General features: G+C 53.2%; 13 protein-coding genes. 9 read left to right on the top strand and 4 right to left on the bottom strand.

Annotated features, from left to right (window positions below):
• Window positions 1-289 precede the first annotated feature (289 nt).
• The 4 genes from uxaC (at window position 290) to QWJ20_RS07840 (ending at window position 5,513) form a co-directional block, all read left to right on the top strand.
• On the top strand, window positions 290-1,699 hold the full coding sequence (gene uxaC / locus QWJ20_RS07855) for a glucuronate isomerase (RefSeq protein ID WP_039481939.1): 1,410 nt from the start codon (window positions 290-292) through the stop codon (window positions 1,697-1,699).
• A 202-nt stretch (window positions 1,700-1,901) separates the two neighbouring features.
• Entirely contained in the window at window positions 1,902-3,368 is a 1,467-nt protein-coding gene (locus QWJ20_RS07850; protein WP_039481937.1) for a tagaturonate reductase, read from the top strand.
• Window positions 3,369-3,387: 19 nt separating this feature from the next.
• Window positions 3,388-4,878: a UxaA family hydrolase gene (locus QWJ20_RS07845; protein WP_095701528.1), complete on the top strand. Its 1,491-nt coding sequence runs from the start codon at window positions 3,388-3,390 to the stop codon at window positions 4,876-4,878.
• Between the two features lie 104 nt (window positions 4,879-4,982).
• Complete coding sequence (locus QWJ20_RS07840) at window positions 4,983-5,513, top strand: YgjV family protein (RefSeq protein ID WP_039481934.1); 531 nt, start codon at window positions 4,983-4,985, stop codon at window positions 5,511-5,513.
• Between the two features lie 83 nt (window positions 5,514-5,596).
• Here QWJ20_RS07840 and sstT read toward each other — a convergent pair whose 3' ends face one another.
• The 3 genes from sstT to QWJ20_RS07825 all read right to left on the bottom strand — a co-directional run bounded on the left by sstT (window position 5,597) and on the right by QWJ20_RS07825 (window position 9,328).
• Window positions 5,597-6,844: a serine/threonine transporter SstT gene (sstT, locus tag QWJ20_RS07835; protein WP_095701529.1), complete on the bottom strand. Its 1,248-nt coding sequence runs from the start codon at window positions 6,842-6,844 to the stop codon at window positions 5,597-5,599.
• Between the two features lie 278 nt (window positions 6,845-7,122).
• Window positions 7,123-8,076 carry a TerC family protein gene (locus QWJ20_RS07830; protein ID WP_433992225.1) on the bottom strand — a complete coding sequence of 318 codons (954 nt, stop codon included), beginning with the start codon at window positions 8,074-8,076 and terminating at the stop codon, window positions 7,123-7,125.
• 253 nt (window positions 8,077-8,329) lie between these two features.
• Window positions 8,330-9,328, bottom strand: coding sequence for a Gfo/Idh/MocA family protein (locus QWJ20_RS07825; protein WP_433992224.1), 999 nt, complete (start codon window positions 9,326-9,328; stop codon window positions 8,330-8,332).
• A gap of 161 nt (window positions 9,329-9,489) precedes the next feature.
• Between QWJ20_RS07825 and rlmG the strand changes: the two genes are divergently transcribed.
• The gene (gene rlmG, locus QWJ20_RS07820; RefSeq protein ID WP_224072591.1) at window positions 9,490-10,629 is read left to right on the top strand and encodes a 23S rRNA (guanine(1835)-N(2))-methyltransferase RlmG; all 1,140 of its coding nucleotides are present in this window, start codon (window positions 9,490-9,492) and stop codon (window positions 10,627-10,629) included.
• A gap of 38 nt (window positions 10,630-10,667) precedes the next feature.
• On the opposite strand, the gene QWJ20_RS07815 is transcribed toward rlmG, so the two are convergent.
• The gene (locus tag QWJ20_RS07815; protein WP_433992223.1) at window positions 10,668-12,722 is read right to left on the bottom strand and encodes an FAD-dependent oxidoreductase; all 2,055 of its coding nucleotides are present in this window, start codon (window positions 12,720-12,722) and stop codon (window positions 10,668-10,670) included.
• Window positions 12,723-12,937: 215 nt separating this feature from the next.
• Between QWJ20_RS07815 and QWJ20_RS07810 the strand changes: the two genes are divergently transcribed.
• The 4 genes from QWJ20_RS07810 (at window position 12,938) to copM (ending at window position 16,003) form a co-directional block, all read left to right on the top strand.
• Window positions 12,938-13,234, top strand: a complete 297-nt coding sequence (locus QWJ20_RS07810) for a hypothetical protein (protein WP_433992222.1) — start codon at window positions 12,938-12,940, stop codon at window positions 13,232-13,234.
• A 185-nt stretch (window positions 13,235-13,419) separates the two neighbouring features.
• On the top strand, window positions 13,420-13,908 hold the full coding sequence (gene spy, locus QWJ20_RS07805) for an ATP-independent periplasmic protein-refolding chaperone Spy (RefSeq protein WP_014914087.1): 489 nt from the start codon (window positions 13,420-13,422) through the stop codon (window positions 13,906-13,908).
• 192 nt (window positions 13,909-14,100) lie between these two features.
• Window positions 14,101-15,570, top strand: a complete 1,470-nt coding sequence (locus QWJ20_RS07800) for a GGDEF domain-containing protein (RefSeq protein ID WP_433992221.1) — start codon at window positions 14,101-14,103, stop codon at window positions 15,568-15,570.
• Window positions 15,571-15,640: 70 nt separating this feature from the next.
• Window positions 15,641-16,003, top strand: coding sequence for a CopM family metallochaperone (copM, locus tag QWJ20_RS07795; protein ID WP_119888187.1), 363 nt, complete (start codon window positions 15,641-15,643; stop codon window positions 16,001-16,003).
• The last annotated feature ends 45 nt before the right edge of the window (window positions 16,004-16,048 follow it).

The raw sequence follows: 16,048 nt of genomic DNA, 5'->3' as shown, positions 1-16,048 counted from the left end.
TGAGATAGCGATTGAATCCCTGCTTAAGGCAGCGCTACAATAATTTGTCATACAACTTTAAAAGTTGAGTGATATCACAAAACCATTATTTTTATGTGGAATAGCTAATTCCTCGTTTAAACCGAGAGAGACAGGCCGTTTACGGCAATAAATGCTGGGTTATTGTACTGTTTGTTACATTTTTGCGATCATGACCTCACAAATACTGTGAGATATCGCGCATAATTGGTGTGATATCTTTTAACGGTTAACTAATTTGGTGCACAAGAAGCACGGTAAGGAAGAGAACATGCCCCAGTTTATGAGTGAAGATTTTCTGTTAGACAGTGAATTTGCCCGTCGTCTTTATCATGAGTATGCCGTCGACCAACCGATATTTGACTATCACTGCCATTTGCCGCCTGAGCAGATCGCGGAAAACTATCGCTTCAAAAATTTGTATGACATCTGGCTGAAAGGCGATCACTACAAGTGGCGTGCGATGCGCACCAATGGCGTGCCTGAGCGTTTGTGTACGGGTGATGCCAGCGATTGGGAAAAATTTGAAGCCTGGGCTGCTACCGTGCCGCACACCATCGGCAACCCGCTTTACCACTGGACACATCTGGAACTGCGTCGTCCGTTCGGCATCACCGGCACGCTGCTGTCGCCGAGCACGGCAAAAGACATTTGGGATCGTTGTAATGCCATGCTGGAGCGCGATGACTTTACCGCGCGCGGCATCATGCAACAGATGAACGTGAAAATGGTTGGGACGACAGACGATCCGATTGACGATCTGCGCCACCATAAAACCGTTGCTCAGGATTCAAGCTTCTCTATCAAAGTGTTGCCGAGCTGGCGCCCGGATAAAGCGTTCAACATTGAGCTGGCAACCTTCAACGACTACATGGCGAAACTGGGTGAAGTCTCTGACACCGATATTCGTCGTTTCAGCGATCTGCAAACCGCGCTCACCAAGCGTCTGGATCACTTCGCCGCACACGGCTGTAAAGTGTCTGACCACGCGCTGGATGTGGTGATGTTTGCCGAAGCCGATGACGCCGCGCTGGATAAAATTTTGGCGCGTCGCCTTGCTGGCGAAACGCTGAGTGAACATGAAGTGGCACAGTTCAAGACTGGCGTTCTGGTCTGGCTGGGTGCGGAATATGCCCGTCGTGGCTGGGTTCAGCAGTATCACATTGGCGCACTGCGCAACAACAACCTGCGTCAGTTCAAGCTGCTGGGGCCGGATGTGGGCTTCGATTCCATCAATGACCGTCCGCTGGCTCAGGAACTGTCTCGCCTGCTCAGCAAGCAGAATGAAGAAAATCTGCTGCCGAAAACCATCCTTTACTGCCTGAATCCGCGTGATAACGAAGTGCTTGGCACCATGATCGGTAACTTCCAGGGCGAAGGGATGCCGGGCAAGATGCAGTTCGGTTCCGGCTGGTGGTTCAACGATCAGAAGGACGGCATGCAACGTCAGATGACTCAGCTAGCACAGCTTGGTCTGCTGAGCCGCTTCGTCGGCATGCTGACCGATAGCCGCAGCTTCCTGTCTTACACCCGCCATGAATATTTCCGCCGCATCCTGTGCCAGATGATTGGCCGTTGGGTGGAAGATGGCGAAGCGCCAGCCGACCTGCCGTTGCTGGGCGAAATGGTGAAAAACATCAGTTTCGATAACGCTAAAAACTATTTTGCCATCGAGCTGTAATTCCACCGCGTAGGTGTGAGTTGCGCGAGGGACGCGGCAGTAAGATTCCTAAAGGGGCTTACGCCGCGACTCCCGGTGTCTCGGTCTTTTGTCATCGGCACGCGTAGTTATGTGGTGCGGGTGAATATGAATATAGGGCAAGGATGACGGTGATTGATCGGTCGTGCCCTGAATGTGAGATTCGTCCTAAGGTAGCCTGTTAATGCAAACGTTAAATCGTCGTAACTTCCCCGGTCGTCAGCACCCAGATCGTGTTATCCAGTTTGGTGAAGGCAACTTCCTGCGCGCTTTCGTCGACTGGCAGTTGGATTTGCTGAATGAGCACACCGATCTGGATGCGGGTATTGTCGTGGTTCGTCCGATTGATTCCGATTTCCCGCCCGCGCTGGACACTCAGGATGGGCTTTACACCACCATTATTCGTGGTCTGAACGAGCAGGGCGAGGCGGTTCGCGAACCCCGTCTGATCCGTTCGGTCAACCGTGAAATTAACGTGTACCGTCAGTTCGATGAATATCTGGCGCTGGCGCACGATCCGAATATCCGTTTCGTGTTCTCGAATACCACGGAAGCGGGTATCAGCTATCACGCAGATGACCGTCTGAACGATGCGCCGCCTGTCAGCTTCCCTGCCAAATTAACCCGCCTGCTGTATGAGCGCTTCTGTCATTTTGACGGCGCGGCGGATAAAGGCTGGGTGCTGCTGCCGTGCGAGCTGATTGATTACAACGGCGTGGCGCTGAAAGAACTGGTGCTGCGCTATGCCGCACAGTGGAAACTGACGCCAACGTTTACCGCCTGGCTGAACGATCACAACACCTTCTGCTCGACGCTGGTGGACCGTATTGTGACAGGTTACCCGCGTGCCGAAGTGGAAGCGTTACAGCAGGAAATGGGCTATCAGGATACCTTTTGGGATACGGCGGAACACTTCTACTTGTTCGTCATTCAGGGGCCACAGTGGCTGGCGGAAGAATTGCGTCTGAACAAGCTGGATCTGAACGTTCGTATCGTTGATGACATCAAGCCGTACAAAGAACGTAAAGTCGCGATTCTCAACGGTGCTCATACTGCGCTGGTACCGGTGGCATTCCTGGCAGGCCTGGATACCGTTGGCGAGTCGATGAATGATGCGCTGATTGGCAAATTCGTGGAAAAGACCATTGCCGAAGAGATTGTGCCGGTATTGGATTTGCCGCATGACGAACTGACGTCGTTTGCTCAGGCTGTGCTAAGCCGTTTCCGTAATCCGTTCATTCAGCATCAGCTGTTATCTATCTCGCTGAATGGCATGACCAAATTCCGCACCCGTATTCTGCCGCAGTTGCTGACCTACCGTGAGCGCCACGGTGAGCTGCCTGCCCGCCTGACGTTTGCGCTAGCGGCCTTGATTGCATTCTATCGCGGCGAGCGCAGCGGTGAAGGCGATGCGTTACAAACCTATCCGTTGCAGGACGATGCACACTGGCTGGAACGTTATTCCACGCTGTGGGCGGGCGTAAAAGAAAACACCGTCAGCCTGGCTGAATTGGTGAATGTCGTACTGCGCGATGCCGATCACTGGGAGCAGGATTTAACACTGGTTCCTGGCCTGGCTGCGCAGGTGACTGAACAGTTGCAAACCATCGTTGAGCGCGGCATGCGCGCAGCCGTGGAAGGTTATTGCTAATCAGTAAGAAGGGTTATCCATGCAAAGTATTATAAAAATTCATTCTCTGGACAATGTGGCTGTCGCCCTGCGTGATGTCGAGCAAGGCGAAACGGTGTCGGTGGATAGCCATACGGTGACACTTCAGCAACCTGTCGTGCGCGGACATAAGTTCGCGCTGGAAACCATCGCACCGGGAGAAATGATTACCAAGTATGGCCTGCCGATCGGCCATGCGTTGGTGTCTATTGCTCCCGGAGAACACATCCATTCCCAGAATGCGAAAACCAATCTGAGCGATCTGGATGAATATCAGTATGAACCTGAATTTCTCGAACTGCCGCCGCAGATGGGCAATCGGGATGTGCAGCTCTATCGTCGCAAAAATGGCGATGTGGGTATCCGTAATGAGCTGTGGATCTTACCCACCGTCGGCTGTGTGAATGGGATTGCTCGCCAAATTCAGCAGCGTTTCCTGAAAGAAACCAACGATGCGGAAGGGATCGACGGCGTTTACCTGTTCAGTCATACCTTCGGCTGTTCACAGCTCGGTCAGGATCACGAAAACACCCGTACGATGCTGCAAAACATGGTGCGTCACCCGAATGCGGGGGCCGTACTGGTGATCGGTCTGGGCTGTGAGAACAATCAGGTTGACGCCTTCCGCACGACGCTGGGCGATTTTGATTCCGATCGCGTGACGTTCATGGTGTGCCAGCAGCAGGATGATGAAGTTGAAGCGGGTCTGGAACGGTTGCATACGCTGTATGAGGCGATGCGCCATGACAAACGCGAACCGGGTAAGCTGAGCGAGCTGAAGTTTGGTCTGGAATGCGGCGGCTCCGATGGGCTGTCTGGTATTACTGCCAACCCGCTGTTAGGCCGTTTCTCTGACTATCTGATCGCCAACGGCGGCACTACCGTGCTGACCGAAGTGCCGGAAATGTTCGGTGCAGAACGTATCCTGATGAGCCGCTGCCGTGATGAAGCCACGTTTGAGAAAACCGTGCACATGGTGAACGATTTCAAACAGTACTTCATCGCGCACAACCAGCCGATTTACGAGAACCCCTCGCCGGGTAACAAGGCGGGCGGGATCACCACGCTGGAAGAGAAATCACTGGGCTGTACGCAAAAAGCCGGACAGAGCAAGGTGGTGGACGTGCTGAAATATGGTGAGCGCTTACATACCCCAGGGCTCAACCTACTCAGCGCACCGGGGAATGATGCTGTCGCCACCAGCGCGCTGGCGGGTGCCGGTTGCCATATGGTGCTGTTCAGTACTGGACGCGGCACACCTTACGGTGGATTCGTGCCTACCGTAAAACTGGCGACCAACAGCGAGCTGGCGAAGAAGAAACCGCACTGGATTGATTTCGATGCAGGGCGTCTGATTCACGACATGCCGATGGATGAACTGCTGAGCCAGTTTGTGGAGCTGATTGTCGAGATTGCTGACGGCAAGCGGACGAAGAATGAAGTGAACGACTTCCGCGAATTAGCCATATTTAAGAGCGGCGTGACGTTGTAAATCACATCCATTCCAATTAAAATAAAACGGCGTTTCATTTTTATAATGACGTCGTTTTTTTTCGCCACAACTTTTATTCGCTACAACTTTTAGAGGCAGGGATCATGACACATTATTGGATTGCCCAGTCTGTTGGTGTACTGGCATTTATGGTCGGCATCACCATGTTTTTCAACCGTAACGATCAAAAATTCAAAATACAGCTCTCGGCATACAGCGCCGTTATTGGCCTGCATTTCTTCCTGATGGGGGCAAATGCGGCAGGTGCCAGTGCATTGTTGAACTCGGCACGTACGTTAATCTCACTCAAAACGCACAACATCCTCGTGATGTTTGTCTTTATCTCACTGACGCTGCTCTTTGGTTTGTCGGGCATGAACCATGCGATGGAACTGCTGCCGATAGCGGGCACGGTCGCCAGTACCTGGGCGCTGTTTCGTACGTCTGGGTTAACGACGCGCTGCGTGATGTGGTGCTCAACCGCCTGCTGGGTCGCGCATAATATCTGGCTGGGCTCGATTGGTGGGTCGTTGATTGAAGGCAGTTTCCTGCTGATGAACGGCTTTAACATCATCCGCTTCTGGCGCATGCAGCAGCGCGGCATCGATCCTTTCAGCGTAGAGAATAAAGCGTAATTTCAGGTGTTTCTCGTCATCTAACGCCGTCCGTTTTGCAGCGAACGGCGTGAGAGGGAAGGGGATAATCAATCCCTAATCAGTTACAGCAGATTCAAACGCTCTTTTTCCGCCAGCTTGGCATCTTCCGCGTGGCATACGGCGGCGATGAACATCACGTCCGTTGAGGAGTTCACCGCGGTTTCTGCCGAGTCCTGCAATACGCCGATGATAAAACCAACCGCAACCACCTGCATGGCGATATCGTTGGAGATACCGAACATGCTGCATGCCAGTGGAATCAACAGCAGTGAACCACCCGCCACGCCCGATGCACCACAGGCACACAGTGAAGCCACGACGCTGAGCAGCAGCGCAGTCGGCACGTCAATCTGAATACCCAGCGTATGGGCGGCGGCCAGCGTCAGCACCGTGATGGTAATCGCCGCGCCAGCCATATTGATGGTTGCACCTAGCGGGATGGCGACAGAATAGGTGTCTTCATCCAGATTCAGCTTGCGGCACAGTTCCATATTTACCGGAATGTTGGCGGCGGAGCTGCGGGTAAAGAAGGCGGTCACGCCGCTCTCACGCAGGCAGCGCAGCACCAGCGGATAAGGGTTGCTGCGAATCTTCCAGTAGACGATCAGCGGGTTGACCACCAGCGCGACCAGCAGCATGCCGCCAATCAGCACCATCAGCAGATGGGCGTAGCCCCACAGTGCACCGAAGCCCGTTTCCGCCAGCGTTGAGGCGACCAGACCGAAAATCCCCAGCGGTGCGAAACGAATCACGACGCGCACAATCATGGTGACCGCGTTGGAAGCATCGTTAATCATGCTCTTGGTGCTGTCCGAACCGTGACGGAATGCAATGCCCAGCCCAACGGCCCAGACCAGAATACCGATGTAGTTCGCATTCAGCAGCGCGTGAATCGGGTTGGCGATGACGCTCATCAACAGCCCTTCCAGCACTTCGACAATCCCTGATGGTGGCGTAATGTCGGCGGCCTGCGCGTTGAGCGCCAGCGTGGAAGGGAACAAGACGCTTAGCACGACAGCAATCAGCGCCGCCGAGAAGGTGCCGATGAGGTAAAGAAACAGGACCGGGCGGATATTGGTTTTCTGCCCTTGCTGGTGGTTGGCGATAGACGCCATGACCAGCACTAATACCAGAATGGGGGCGACGGCTTTCAATGCGCCGACGAACAGTGTTCCCAGTAAGCCAGCCGCCAGCGCGGCCTGCGTGGACAGTGAAGCCAGAATAATACCCGCCGCAAGCCCCAGAAGAATCTGTTTAACCAGGCTGCCGTGGGTAATGTACTGCAAAAAACGAGAGTGTTGAGTTTCCATAATTTTGACGATGTAACCGTTCCGCTAAGTAGTTGTCTGTACGGAGCTGACACCTCTGGCATGCGCCGGGTGGCTTTTTCTTTCCGTAACGAAGTGTGTTTGCGTGTATCAGTATATGAAAATTTATTTTTGAGAAAAGCAATGATGTGGTTTTTTATGACGGACATCCTTGTCCGTCACCCTTCGGGCCGTTGCTGCGCAACGTTGAAAAACGCTCCCGACGTTTTTTTATGACGGACGTCCTTGTCCGTCACCGTGCGGAGAGGTGAAAAGCAGGATTAACGCTCGGCGCGTTTGTTCACCCAGACGTTGATCAGCATGGTGATGACCAGAATGCTGGCAACGACGCCCAGAGAAATCGCCACCGGAATATGGAAAATGTCGATGAGCATCATCTTGGTACCAATGAAGATCAGGATGACGGCCAGACCATATTTCAACAGCGAGAAGCGTTCAGCCACGCCAGCCAGCAGGAAGTACATCGCACGCAGGCCTAGAATCGCGAACAGGTTTGACGTCAGTACGATAAAGGGATCGGTCGTGACGGCGAAAATAGCCGGGATACTGTCTACGGCGAAAATCACGTCACTGATTTCAACCATAATCAGCACCAGAAACAGCGGCGTGGCATACAGGATGCCGTTACGACGGACGAAGAATTTTTCATTCTCGATGCTATCCGTCATGCGCAGACGACTACGCAGCCAGCGTACCAGCGGTTTGTCGCCGATCGCTCCGTCACCTTCTTTAGCCAACGCCATTTTAAGGCCGGTAAACAGCAGGAACGCGCCGAACACATAGAGCAGCCACTGGAACTGCGTGACTAACCAACTGCCGCCAAACACCATCAGCGTTCTGAGAACGATGGCACCCAATACGCCGTAAATCAGCACGCGACGTTGGTATTGCGGGGGAACGGCGAAGTAGCCGAATAGCATCAGCCAGACGAAGACGTTATCGACAGCAAGCGCTTTCTCGATCAAATAACCGGTCAGGAAGGCCAGCGACTGGGCGTTGGCCACCTCGCGACCCATCGAGCCATCCAGATACCACCAGAAACCGGCGTTGAACAGCAGAGAGAGCGTGACCCAGATGATAGACCAGACTGCAGCCTGTTTGAACGTCATTACCGTCGACCCTTTGCGCCCTTGATAGAGCAGGTCGATGGCCAGCATTACTATAACAATGACAGCGAAGCTGCCCCATAACCATGGCGTGCCGATGGTGTGCATAGCAAGATCCTTAAATAGAAACAAAAACGGCCAACATCGGAAGGACGCTGGCCGCTTGTTATTAAAGCTGCAAATGCACCTCGCCTCCCGGCAAGGTCTCACTTACAACGTTAATGAAACTGTCTCATCAAGGTTGCCCAGTAACCGGATGCGAAACGCATCGTAATGACGATTAGCTGGCGGAAAAGTTACTCCCCTTTGCCTGACTGAAGATAGGTGAAAAGATGATCCTGGTCAAATAATTATCGCTGTCTTACTCCGCATTTCCCGGCGTCGCAGCGTCGGCAGGAAATACGACACCCGTTTGGCGGCGAATTTCCGTCAGCAGCCCTGCGACGGTGCGTGAGCGCGCCAGTTCCGCATGGTTAATGTCGTTATCGTTCACCAGCGTGGCAAAGACTTCAGCTTCGTACAGCATGCTGTTGATATGCTGCGGTTGGCTGAGATCCAACTGCTTGCCTTCACGCGGAATGAATTTCACGTTATGGCATTCGGACACTTTTTCAATCACCAGCGAACCGTCTTCCCCTTGAATTTCGCTGGAAATAGCGGAGTGGCTGACTTTGGAGTGGACGATGGTCACATCGAAATCGCCATAATTCAGGATGATGCTGCCATGCGCATCAACGCCGCTTTCCAGCAGTGTCGCGCTGGCCTGCGTGGTGCACGGTTCTCCCCACAGCGCGACGGCGAAGGCCAGACAGTAGTAGCCGATATCCATGATAGAACCGTTGGAGAACGCCGGATTGAACGTGTTGGGGTTCTCACCCGCCAGATAGAGCGGATAGCGTGAGGAATACTGGCAGTAGCTCAGCACCACTTTACGCAATTTGCCGACTTTTGGCAGTGCCTGCTGGATCACGCTAAAATTGGGCAGACTGGCGGTTTTGAACGCTTCAAAGAGGACGACCTGATTTTCTCTGGCGCAGGCGACCATTTGTTCGACTTCATAACGGTTGGAAGCCAGCGGTTTTTCACAGATGACGTGCTTACCGTGGCTCAGGAAAAGCAGCGCCTGTTCGCAATGCAGGGAGTTAGGGCTGGCCAGATACACGGCGTCGATAAGATCGGATTTCGCCATGGCTTCCAGTGAATCAAACAGCGTATCCACCATGTAATCGGCTTGAAACGGCTGCGCTTTTTCTGCCGTACGTGAATAGATGGCGGTGAGCTTCAGTTTGCCGGTTTCATGGGCGGCGTCAACAAACTGGCGGGTGATCCAACTGGTTCCTACAATGGCGAAGCGAATCATAAGCGTTAGGTATCCTGAAGGCATGGGGGATGACTATGCAGATTATCACGGTGAAATGACAAGGCAACGTCAATCATTTCCGGTTTTGGCAGAGAAAAGCATTTACTGACGGGCTGTTTTAAGGGATAAACAGCGCAAATTTTATGATGCAGGAGAGGCTAATGAGCCAACTCGAATTGGAAACGTGCAACCTGACGTTGGTGCGTTATCCTCAGGTCGCTGAAAACTCGGCGCTACAGGCATGGGATGCCGCAGATGAATATCTGCTGCGTGAACTGGCTACCATGGAAATCGCGCCGGGCCCGCGCTTGATTTTCAATGATACGTTTGGTGCGCTGGCCTGCGGTTTACAGGCGCAATCGCCCGTCAGTATCAGCGACTCTTATCTGAGCCAACTGGCGACGCGACATAATCTGGAACTGAACGGTTATGATGCCGATGCGGTAACCCTGTTGGACAGTATGGCAGAGCTACCTGATGCGCCTGCGCTGGTGGTGATAAAAATCCCCAAAACGATCGCGCTGCTGGAACACCAGTTGAGAATGTTGCGCAAGGTTGTTACACCGCAAACGCGCATCATTGCCGGGGCGAAAGCGCGGGATATTCATACCTCTACGCTGCAACTGTTTGAACGCGTGATGGGGCCGACGAAAACCTCTCTGGCCTGGAAAAAGGCGCGTCTGGTTCACTGTGAGTGGGCGGAACTCAAAGTCAGTGAACAATCACTTACTACTGAGTGGGAGCTGGATGGTTACGGCTATCGCATTCAAAACCTGGCTAACGTGTATTCGCGTAATGGGTTGGATATCGGCGCACGTTTCTTTATGCAGCACTTGCCGGAACAGATAGACGGTAAGATCATCGATCTTGGCTGTGGCAATGGCGTCATTGGGCTAGCGGCGCTGGAAGCTAACCCAGAAGCCACCGTCGGCTTCTTTGATGAATCCTACATGGCGGTGGCATCGAGCCAGACGAACGTTGAAGTCAACCGCCCGCAGGATATTGAGCGCTGTAGCTTCGTGGTGAACCACGGATTGTCTCGCGTTAAGCGCGATACGTTGCAGGCGGTATTGTGTAATCCCCCCTTCCATCAACAGCAAGCGGTGACCGATGAAATCGCCTGGCAGATGTTTATGGATGCCCGCCGTTGCCTTCAGGTTGGCGGAGAACTGCGCATCGTGGGGAATCGCCATCTGGATTACTTCCACAAGATGAAGCGCTTGTTCGGTAACTGTGAAACCCTCGCCAGCAACACGAAGTTCGCTGTACTGCGCTCGGTGAAAACGGGCTCGTCCCGCTAAGCCGCTCCTGTTTCGTGAGGCTAATTCAGCCTCACGAACTACAGTATTAACGCCAGCCGGGTAGCCTGATCGATCGCCCGGCGTGCGTCCAACTCCTGCGCCACATCGGCACCGCCAATCAGATGAACGTGACATCCGGCAGCCAGTAAAGGGTCATACAGCTTACGGTTGGGTTCCTGACCAGCACAAATGATGATGTTATCTACTGGCAGACAGCGTCGTTGCTGGTCGTGGATAATGTGCAGCCCTTCATCATCAATATGATGATATTCCACGCCGCCCAGCAGCGTTACACCGTGGCGCAGCAGCGTGGTGCGATGTATCCAGCCTGTCGTTTTCCCCAGATTTTCACCGGGCTTGCCGGTCTTCCGCTGTAATACGGTAATGTCCCGCTGATGGGGAAGCCCGCCAGGTTGTTGGGGTAGCAGGCCGCCCCGGTGCTGCAATTGCTTATCGATTCCCCATTCCGCATAAAAGTCAGCATGTCCCGCTTGAGAAGGCAGGGGATTAAGACGATGGTTCTTGCTAAGAAGACTATTCTCGTTAAGAAGATAGTGCGCGGTATCAAAACCGATGCCGCCTGCGCCGATAATGGCGACCCGTTTGCCGACTGGCTTTTTGTCGCGCAGCACGTCCAGATAGCTCAACACGCTAGGGTGATCGATACCGGCAATCGCGGGAATACGCGGCACGATGCCACAGGCCAGAATCACGTCATCAAAACCAAGCAAATCAGCGGCAGTTGCCTGCGTGCTCAGGCGAAGCGTGACGCCGAGCAATTCTAGCTGTCGACGGTAATAGCGCAGTGTTTCATAAAATTCCGCTTTGCCGGGTATCTGTTTGGCAATATTGAACTGCCCGCCGATATAGGAAGAGGATTCAAACAGCGTGATCTGATGGCCGCGTGCGGCGGCATTGACGGCAAAGGCCATGCCAGCAGGCCCTGCGCCGACCACCGCAAAGCGTTTAGCAACGCGTGCGGGCTGGATAGGCAGTTCGGTTTCATGACAGGCGCGTGGGTTGACCAGGCAGGACGTGACCTTGCCAGCAAAAATCTGATCGAGGCAGGCCTGATTGCAGCCGATGCAGGTATTGATTTCATCCGCACGCCCCGACTGCGCTTTTGCTACCAGTTCTGCATCGGCGAGAAAAGGACGCGCCATCGACACCATATCGGCACAGCCTTCGGCTAAAAGTTGTTCCGCGACGCCGGGATCGTTGATGCGGTTGGTGGTAATCAGCGGGATGCGGACTTTCCCCATTAGCTTCTGCGTTACCCAGCCGAAGGCACCGCGCGGCACCAGCGTGGCGATAGTCGGAATTCGCGCTTCATGCCAGCCGATACCGGTATTGATGAGGGTGGCACCTGCCTGCTCAATCGCCTGCGCCAGTTGCACAATTTCTTGCCAGCTTGATCCTTCTTCTATCAGGTCGAGCATCGATAAACGGTAAATCAGAATGAAGTCCGGCCCCGTTCGTTCCCGCACGGCGCGAACAATCTCAAGCGCGAAGCGGCTACGGCGCTGGAAATCGCCGCCCCATTCGTCATCGCGATGGTTGGTGTGCGTCACCAGAAACTGATTAATCAGGTAGCCTTCCGATCCCATAATTTCCACGCCGTCGTAACCCGCCTGCTGCGCCAGCGCGGCGCAATGGGCAAAGTCGTCGATGGTTTGCACAATATCCTGCGTACTCATTTCTCGTGGTACAAAGCGGTTAATCGGTGCCTGAATGGCCGATGGCGCGACCGGATCGGGTTGATAGCTGTAGCGTCCGGCGTGGAGAATTTGCAGCGCGATCTTCCCGCCCGCATCGTGTACCGCCTGCGTCAGCACCTGATGATGCGCCAGCTGCGCCTCGTCATGCAGGGTCGCGCCGCCTTTGGCAACGGCACCTTTGGCGTTTGGCGCAATCCCGCCGGTGACAATCAGGCCAACGCCGCCCTGCGCGCGCTCACGGTAAAATGCCGCCAGCCTTTTGGTGCCGTCCGGGTGTTCTTCCAGACCGGTATGCATGGATCCCATCACCACGCGGTTCTTTAATGTCGTGAAGCCAAGATCGAGTGGGGAAAGCAGCGTGGGGTAGGCAGTCATTGCACTCTCCGGTGAAGTTAACTGGTCTGATGAGTCATGGTGTTCAATCTAGCCGTAATTGAGGGAGTTGTGAAATTTATGTTTATTTATTGTGATTGATGTCATTGCGAATCTTGGGGGAAAGCGCGTGCAGGCAAGGGATCGTGTGCTGGAGTGTTTGTTGTCGGGGGCGTGTCACATTATAATCCGCGAGTTTATTGGGCAAAGGTATCGTTATGCGGGTGGAAGAGTTGGAATATCGGCTGGATAGCGCGCTTCGGGCGTTAGAGCAAAGCGTTCAACGTCAGCAACAGACGTGGCGGCAGGAACATCAGTCCCTCCAGCAACTGCTGCTTCAGGCGAAAGAGCGTGACGCTTATCTTTGTACGCAGATTGAACGGCTCTCTGCACAGCTGAGCGCGATGGATAGCTCGCCGGAGCGTAATCCGCTGATTCAGAAAATGAAGGTCGTTCATGCCCATCTTGATGTGTTGGCACAAGAAGCCAGCGCCTTTAGGCGTTCACTGCGGTAACGCTTAACGCAATACTTCCGCTTCCTTACACAATTCCTCCTCATTCTCCATAATTGGCGCAAATGTGGAGCCGACACTTGCAGAGATTTACCCTTACTCTAATTAACTGAAGGTGTCGGGCCTATACTTTCCCTCGTAGCACGGCACTCGCCGTCGACAAGTCAATTCAGAGAGAGGAATAGAATATGCGTAAACTCACTGCAATGCTGGTTGCTTCTTCTTTGGCATTGGGCGCGGCAGGTATCGCGCATGCTAATGATGCCCCGAAAGGTCCTGGCCCGGAACACAAGATGATGATGAAAGAGGGTCGGGAGCATCGTGGCATGATGGGGCCGGATGCGATGTTTAAGGAGCTGAATTTGACGGAAGCGCAGAAGCAGCAAATTAAAGACATCATGAAAGAGTCCCGCGAGAAAATGCACAAAGCGATGCAGGACGATCGTCGTGACATGCATAGCCTGGTTGCATCCGATACGTTTGATGCCGCAAAAGCACAGGCACAGTTGGATAAAGCCGATGCTGCACACAAGGCCAGAATGCTTAACGGACTGGAAACCAAAAACAAAATTTACAACGTTCTGACGCCAGAACAGAAGAAACAGTACAACGACAATTTTGAAAAACGACTGACTCAACCGCCAAAACCTGACGGCAAGCCTGTTCCTGCGGAATAACGCGTCGGTAAGATAACGAACTCAGTCAACAAGACCACCGGATTGACGTATTACCTCACGGGTAATGCCTCGGTCCGGTGGTTTTTTATTTATTTTCCCGTCGCCATCGCACTGTGAGTAGGGAAATGATTAATGCTATTCTCACGCGGAGACAGCAGGTGAAATGATCGGACAGCGGGCGGTAAAGGACAGATGAATCACGATTTGACGTTGAAAGCTATAAAGTTCATGCCGCTGCTGTTTCTGACCACTCTCATCGTGAGCTGTCTGGGATTTCGTTTTCGTGTGTTGGATGAGCTGTCGCTGTTTTGGCCCGCCAACATTCTGGTTTTTTGCCTCATGATCATTTTCAGAGCCAGAAAAGGGACGATAACAGGTAAAACGTTCTCTATCGGTATCGGTTTTTTGGTGAGCTATGCGGCGATGCTGTCGGCCGCGTTACTGATGGATAATAGCTCGCCGCTAAAAACCAAGGTGCTGTTATGTTTGTGCAATATGGTCTTTGTGGTGACGGCCTGGTGCGCCTTTTGCCTGATGTGTCGGTTTACTGGAAAGTGGTCGACATTTGAAAAATTCAGCAAATATTACGTCTACATTATTTTCGCTTCGACGTTTGTCGGCGCGTTCTTATCCGGCGTGGCGTATGGGGTTTATGCGTATGTTTACGATACGGGAAACCGCTATGCCGAGTTTATGGACTGGTTCAGCGAACAGCTGGGGACCGGCATTATCCTCGCGTTCTTTTTCCTGCGGGGTAAAGACATCCTGCGCGCGTTACGGAATATTCCGCTGTGTCCTAAGACCATCAGAGAAAATATCTTTCCCTTTCTGGTCTTCATCATTTTCTTATTAGTGAGCCTCTTTTTCCTTGATGCCAGTCTGATTACGCTGTCCGTTATTCCACTCACGCTGTGTGCGTTCAATTACTCTTTTCCGATCATGTCGCTGCTCTGTGCGATTACCGGCGTAATACTGAATTATCTCTATATTAATCAGGTCGGTATACTCATCGATTCGAATTCCGAAGCGTACATTAATTCGTTTCTCACTACGGCAAGGCTGAACATCGCGATGTTAATTATGGCGATGCTGAGCGTCTCTCATTTTGTCTCGATGAACCGGCGGCTGATTAAAATCATCGAAAGCAGCAGCCTGAAGGATGCGCTCACCAACACGTTCAATCGTCGCGCTTTTCTCAGCATGTTGAACGGGCGGCAGGGCGTGCTGATGAATAAGAAAAAGCGCCAATTAACGCTGCTGTTTCTGGATATCGATTATTTTAAGCAGGTCAATGATACCTACGGTCATGCCTGCGGTGATGAACTGATCGCCAGCTTTGCCCGTATGCTGAGCGCCACGATTCGTCCGAGCGACATCCTGTGCCGCTGGGGTGGGGAAGAGTTCGTGATTGCGGCTTATGACCTGACGGCTGAGCAATCCGAAGCGATGGCTGAAGCGCTGCGGCATCTTACGGAATCCACGGCGCTGACGCTGTCCGACGGCCGGGAAATCCGTTTTACGACCAGTATTGGCGTTGCCACGTTTCCCCAGTATGAAGGCGGCAATATTTACGATCTGATCGGGCTGGCGGACGAGCAGTTGTATAAAGCGAAAGCGCAGGGGCGTAATCGCGTCTGTATGAGTCTGGTCGAAGAGGTCTGACTCTTTCCTTGACCTTCCCCTTACTGGAACGTCTACCCTCAAACCTACTGTGACTGATTGAGGGGTTGTGATGAAGAAAGTCCATTTGTTATTAACGGCAGCGTTGCTGGTTCCGTTTCTCTCGTTCGCGGCCGACAGCGCGCATAGCGGCCACGGTGCTGCGAACGACGCGTCGTCCTCCCAGCAGGCGTATAAGCAAGGGATGGATGCGATGCATAGCGACATGATGAAAGGGATGCAGTCCAGCGACCCTGATATTGCCTTTGCCAAAGGGATGATTGCGCATCACCGCGGCGCGATTGATATGGCAAAAACGGAGCTGCAATACGGCAAAGACCCGGAATTGCGCAAGCTGGCGGAAGAGATTATCAAAGCCCAGCAGCCGGAGATCGACCAAATGGAAACCTGGCTGAAGAAGCAGAGCAAGCCGTAAATTTGCTGATGGCGCCTCTTTTGAGAGGCGCCATTTTGTTTTTAT

The sequence above is a fragment of the Pectobacterium sp. S5 genome (assembly GCF_051707265.1).
Lineage (GTDB): Bacteria > Pseudomonadota > Gammaproteobacteria > Enterobacterales > Enterobacteriaceae > Pectobacterium > Pectobacterium polare.
The sequence above is the reverse complement of the archived record's forward strand: the minus strand, read 5'-3'. Positions and strand labels throughout refer to the sequence as shown.

Excerpts from the sequence above, each read along its gene's own strand:
- uxaC (WP_039481939.1), top strand. The coding sequence starts at position 290 with ATGCCCCAGTTTATGAGTGAAGATTTTCTGTTAGACAGTGAATTTGCC.
- QWJ20_RS07850 (WP_039481937.1), top strand. The coding sequence starts at position 1,902 with ATGCAAACGTTAAATCGTCGTAACTTCCCCGGTCGTCAGCACCCAGAT.
- QWJ20_RS07845 (WP_095701528.1), top strand. The coding sequence starts at position 3,388 with ATGCAAAGTATTATAAAAATTCATTCTCTGGACAATGTGGCTGTCGCC.
- QWJ20_RS07840 (WP_039481934.1), top strand. The coding sequence starts at position 4,983 with ATGACACATTATTGGATTGCCCAGTCTGTTGGTGTACTGGCATTTATG.
- sstT (WP_095701529.1), bottom strand. The coding sequence starts at position 6,844 with ATGGAAACTCAACACTCTCGTTTTTTGCAGTACATTACCCACGGCAGC.
- QWJ20_RS07830 (WP_433992225.1), bottom strand. The coding sequence starts at position 8,076 with ATGCACACCATCGGCACGCCATGGTTATGGGGCAGCTTCGCTGTCATT.
- QWJ20_RS07825 (WP_433992224.1), bottom strand. The coding sequence starts at position 9,328 with ATGATTCGCTTCGCCATTGTAGGAACCAGTTGGATCACCCGCCAGTTT.
- rlmG (WP_224072591.1), top strand. The coding sequence starts at position 9,490 with ATGAGCCAACTCGAATTGGAAACGTGCAACCTGACGTTGGTGCGTTAT.
- QWJ20_RS07815 (WP_433992223.1), bottom strand. The coding sequence starts at position 12,722 with ATGACTGCCTACCCCACGCTGCTTTCCCCACTCGATCTTGGCTTCACG.
- QWJ20_RS07810 (WP_433992222.1), top strand. The coding sequence starts at position 12,938 with ATGCGGGTGGAAGAGTTGGAATATCGGCTGGATAGCGCGCTTCGGGCG.
- spy (WP_014914087.1), top strand. The coding sequence starts at position 13,420 with ATGCGTAAACTCACTGCAATGCTGGTTGCTTCTTCTTTGGCATTGGGC.
- QWJ20_RS07800 (WP_433992221.1), top strand. The coding sequence starts at position 14,101 with ATGAATCACGATTTGACGTTGAAAGCTATAAAGTTCATGCCGCTGCTG.
- copM (WP_119888187.1), top strand. The coding sequence starts at position 15,641 with ATGAAGAAAGTCCATTTGTTATTAACGGCAGCGTTGCTGGTTCCGTTT.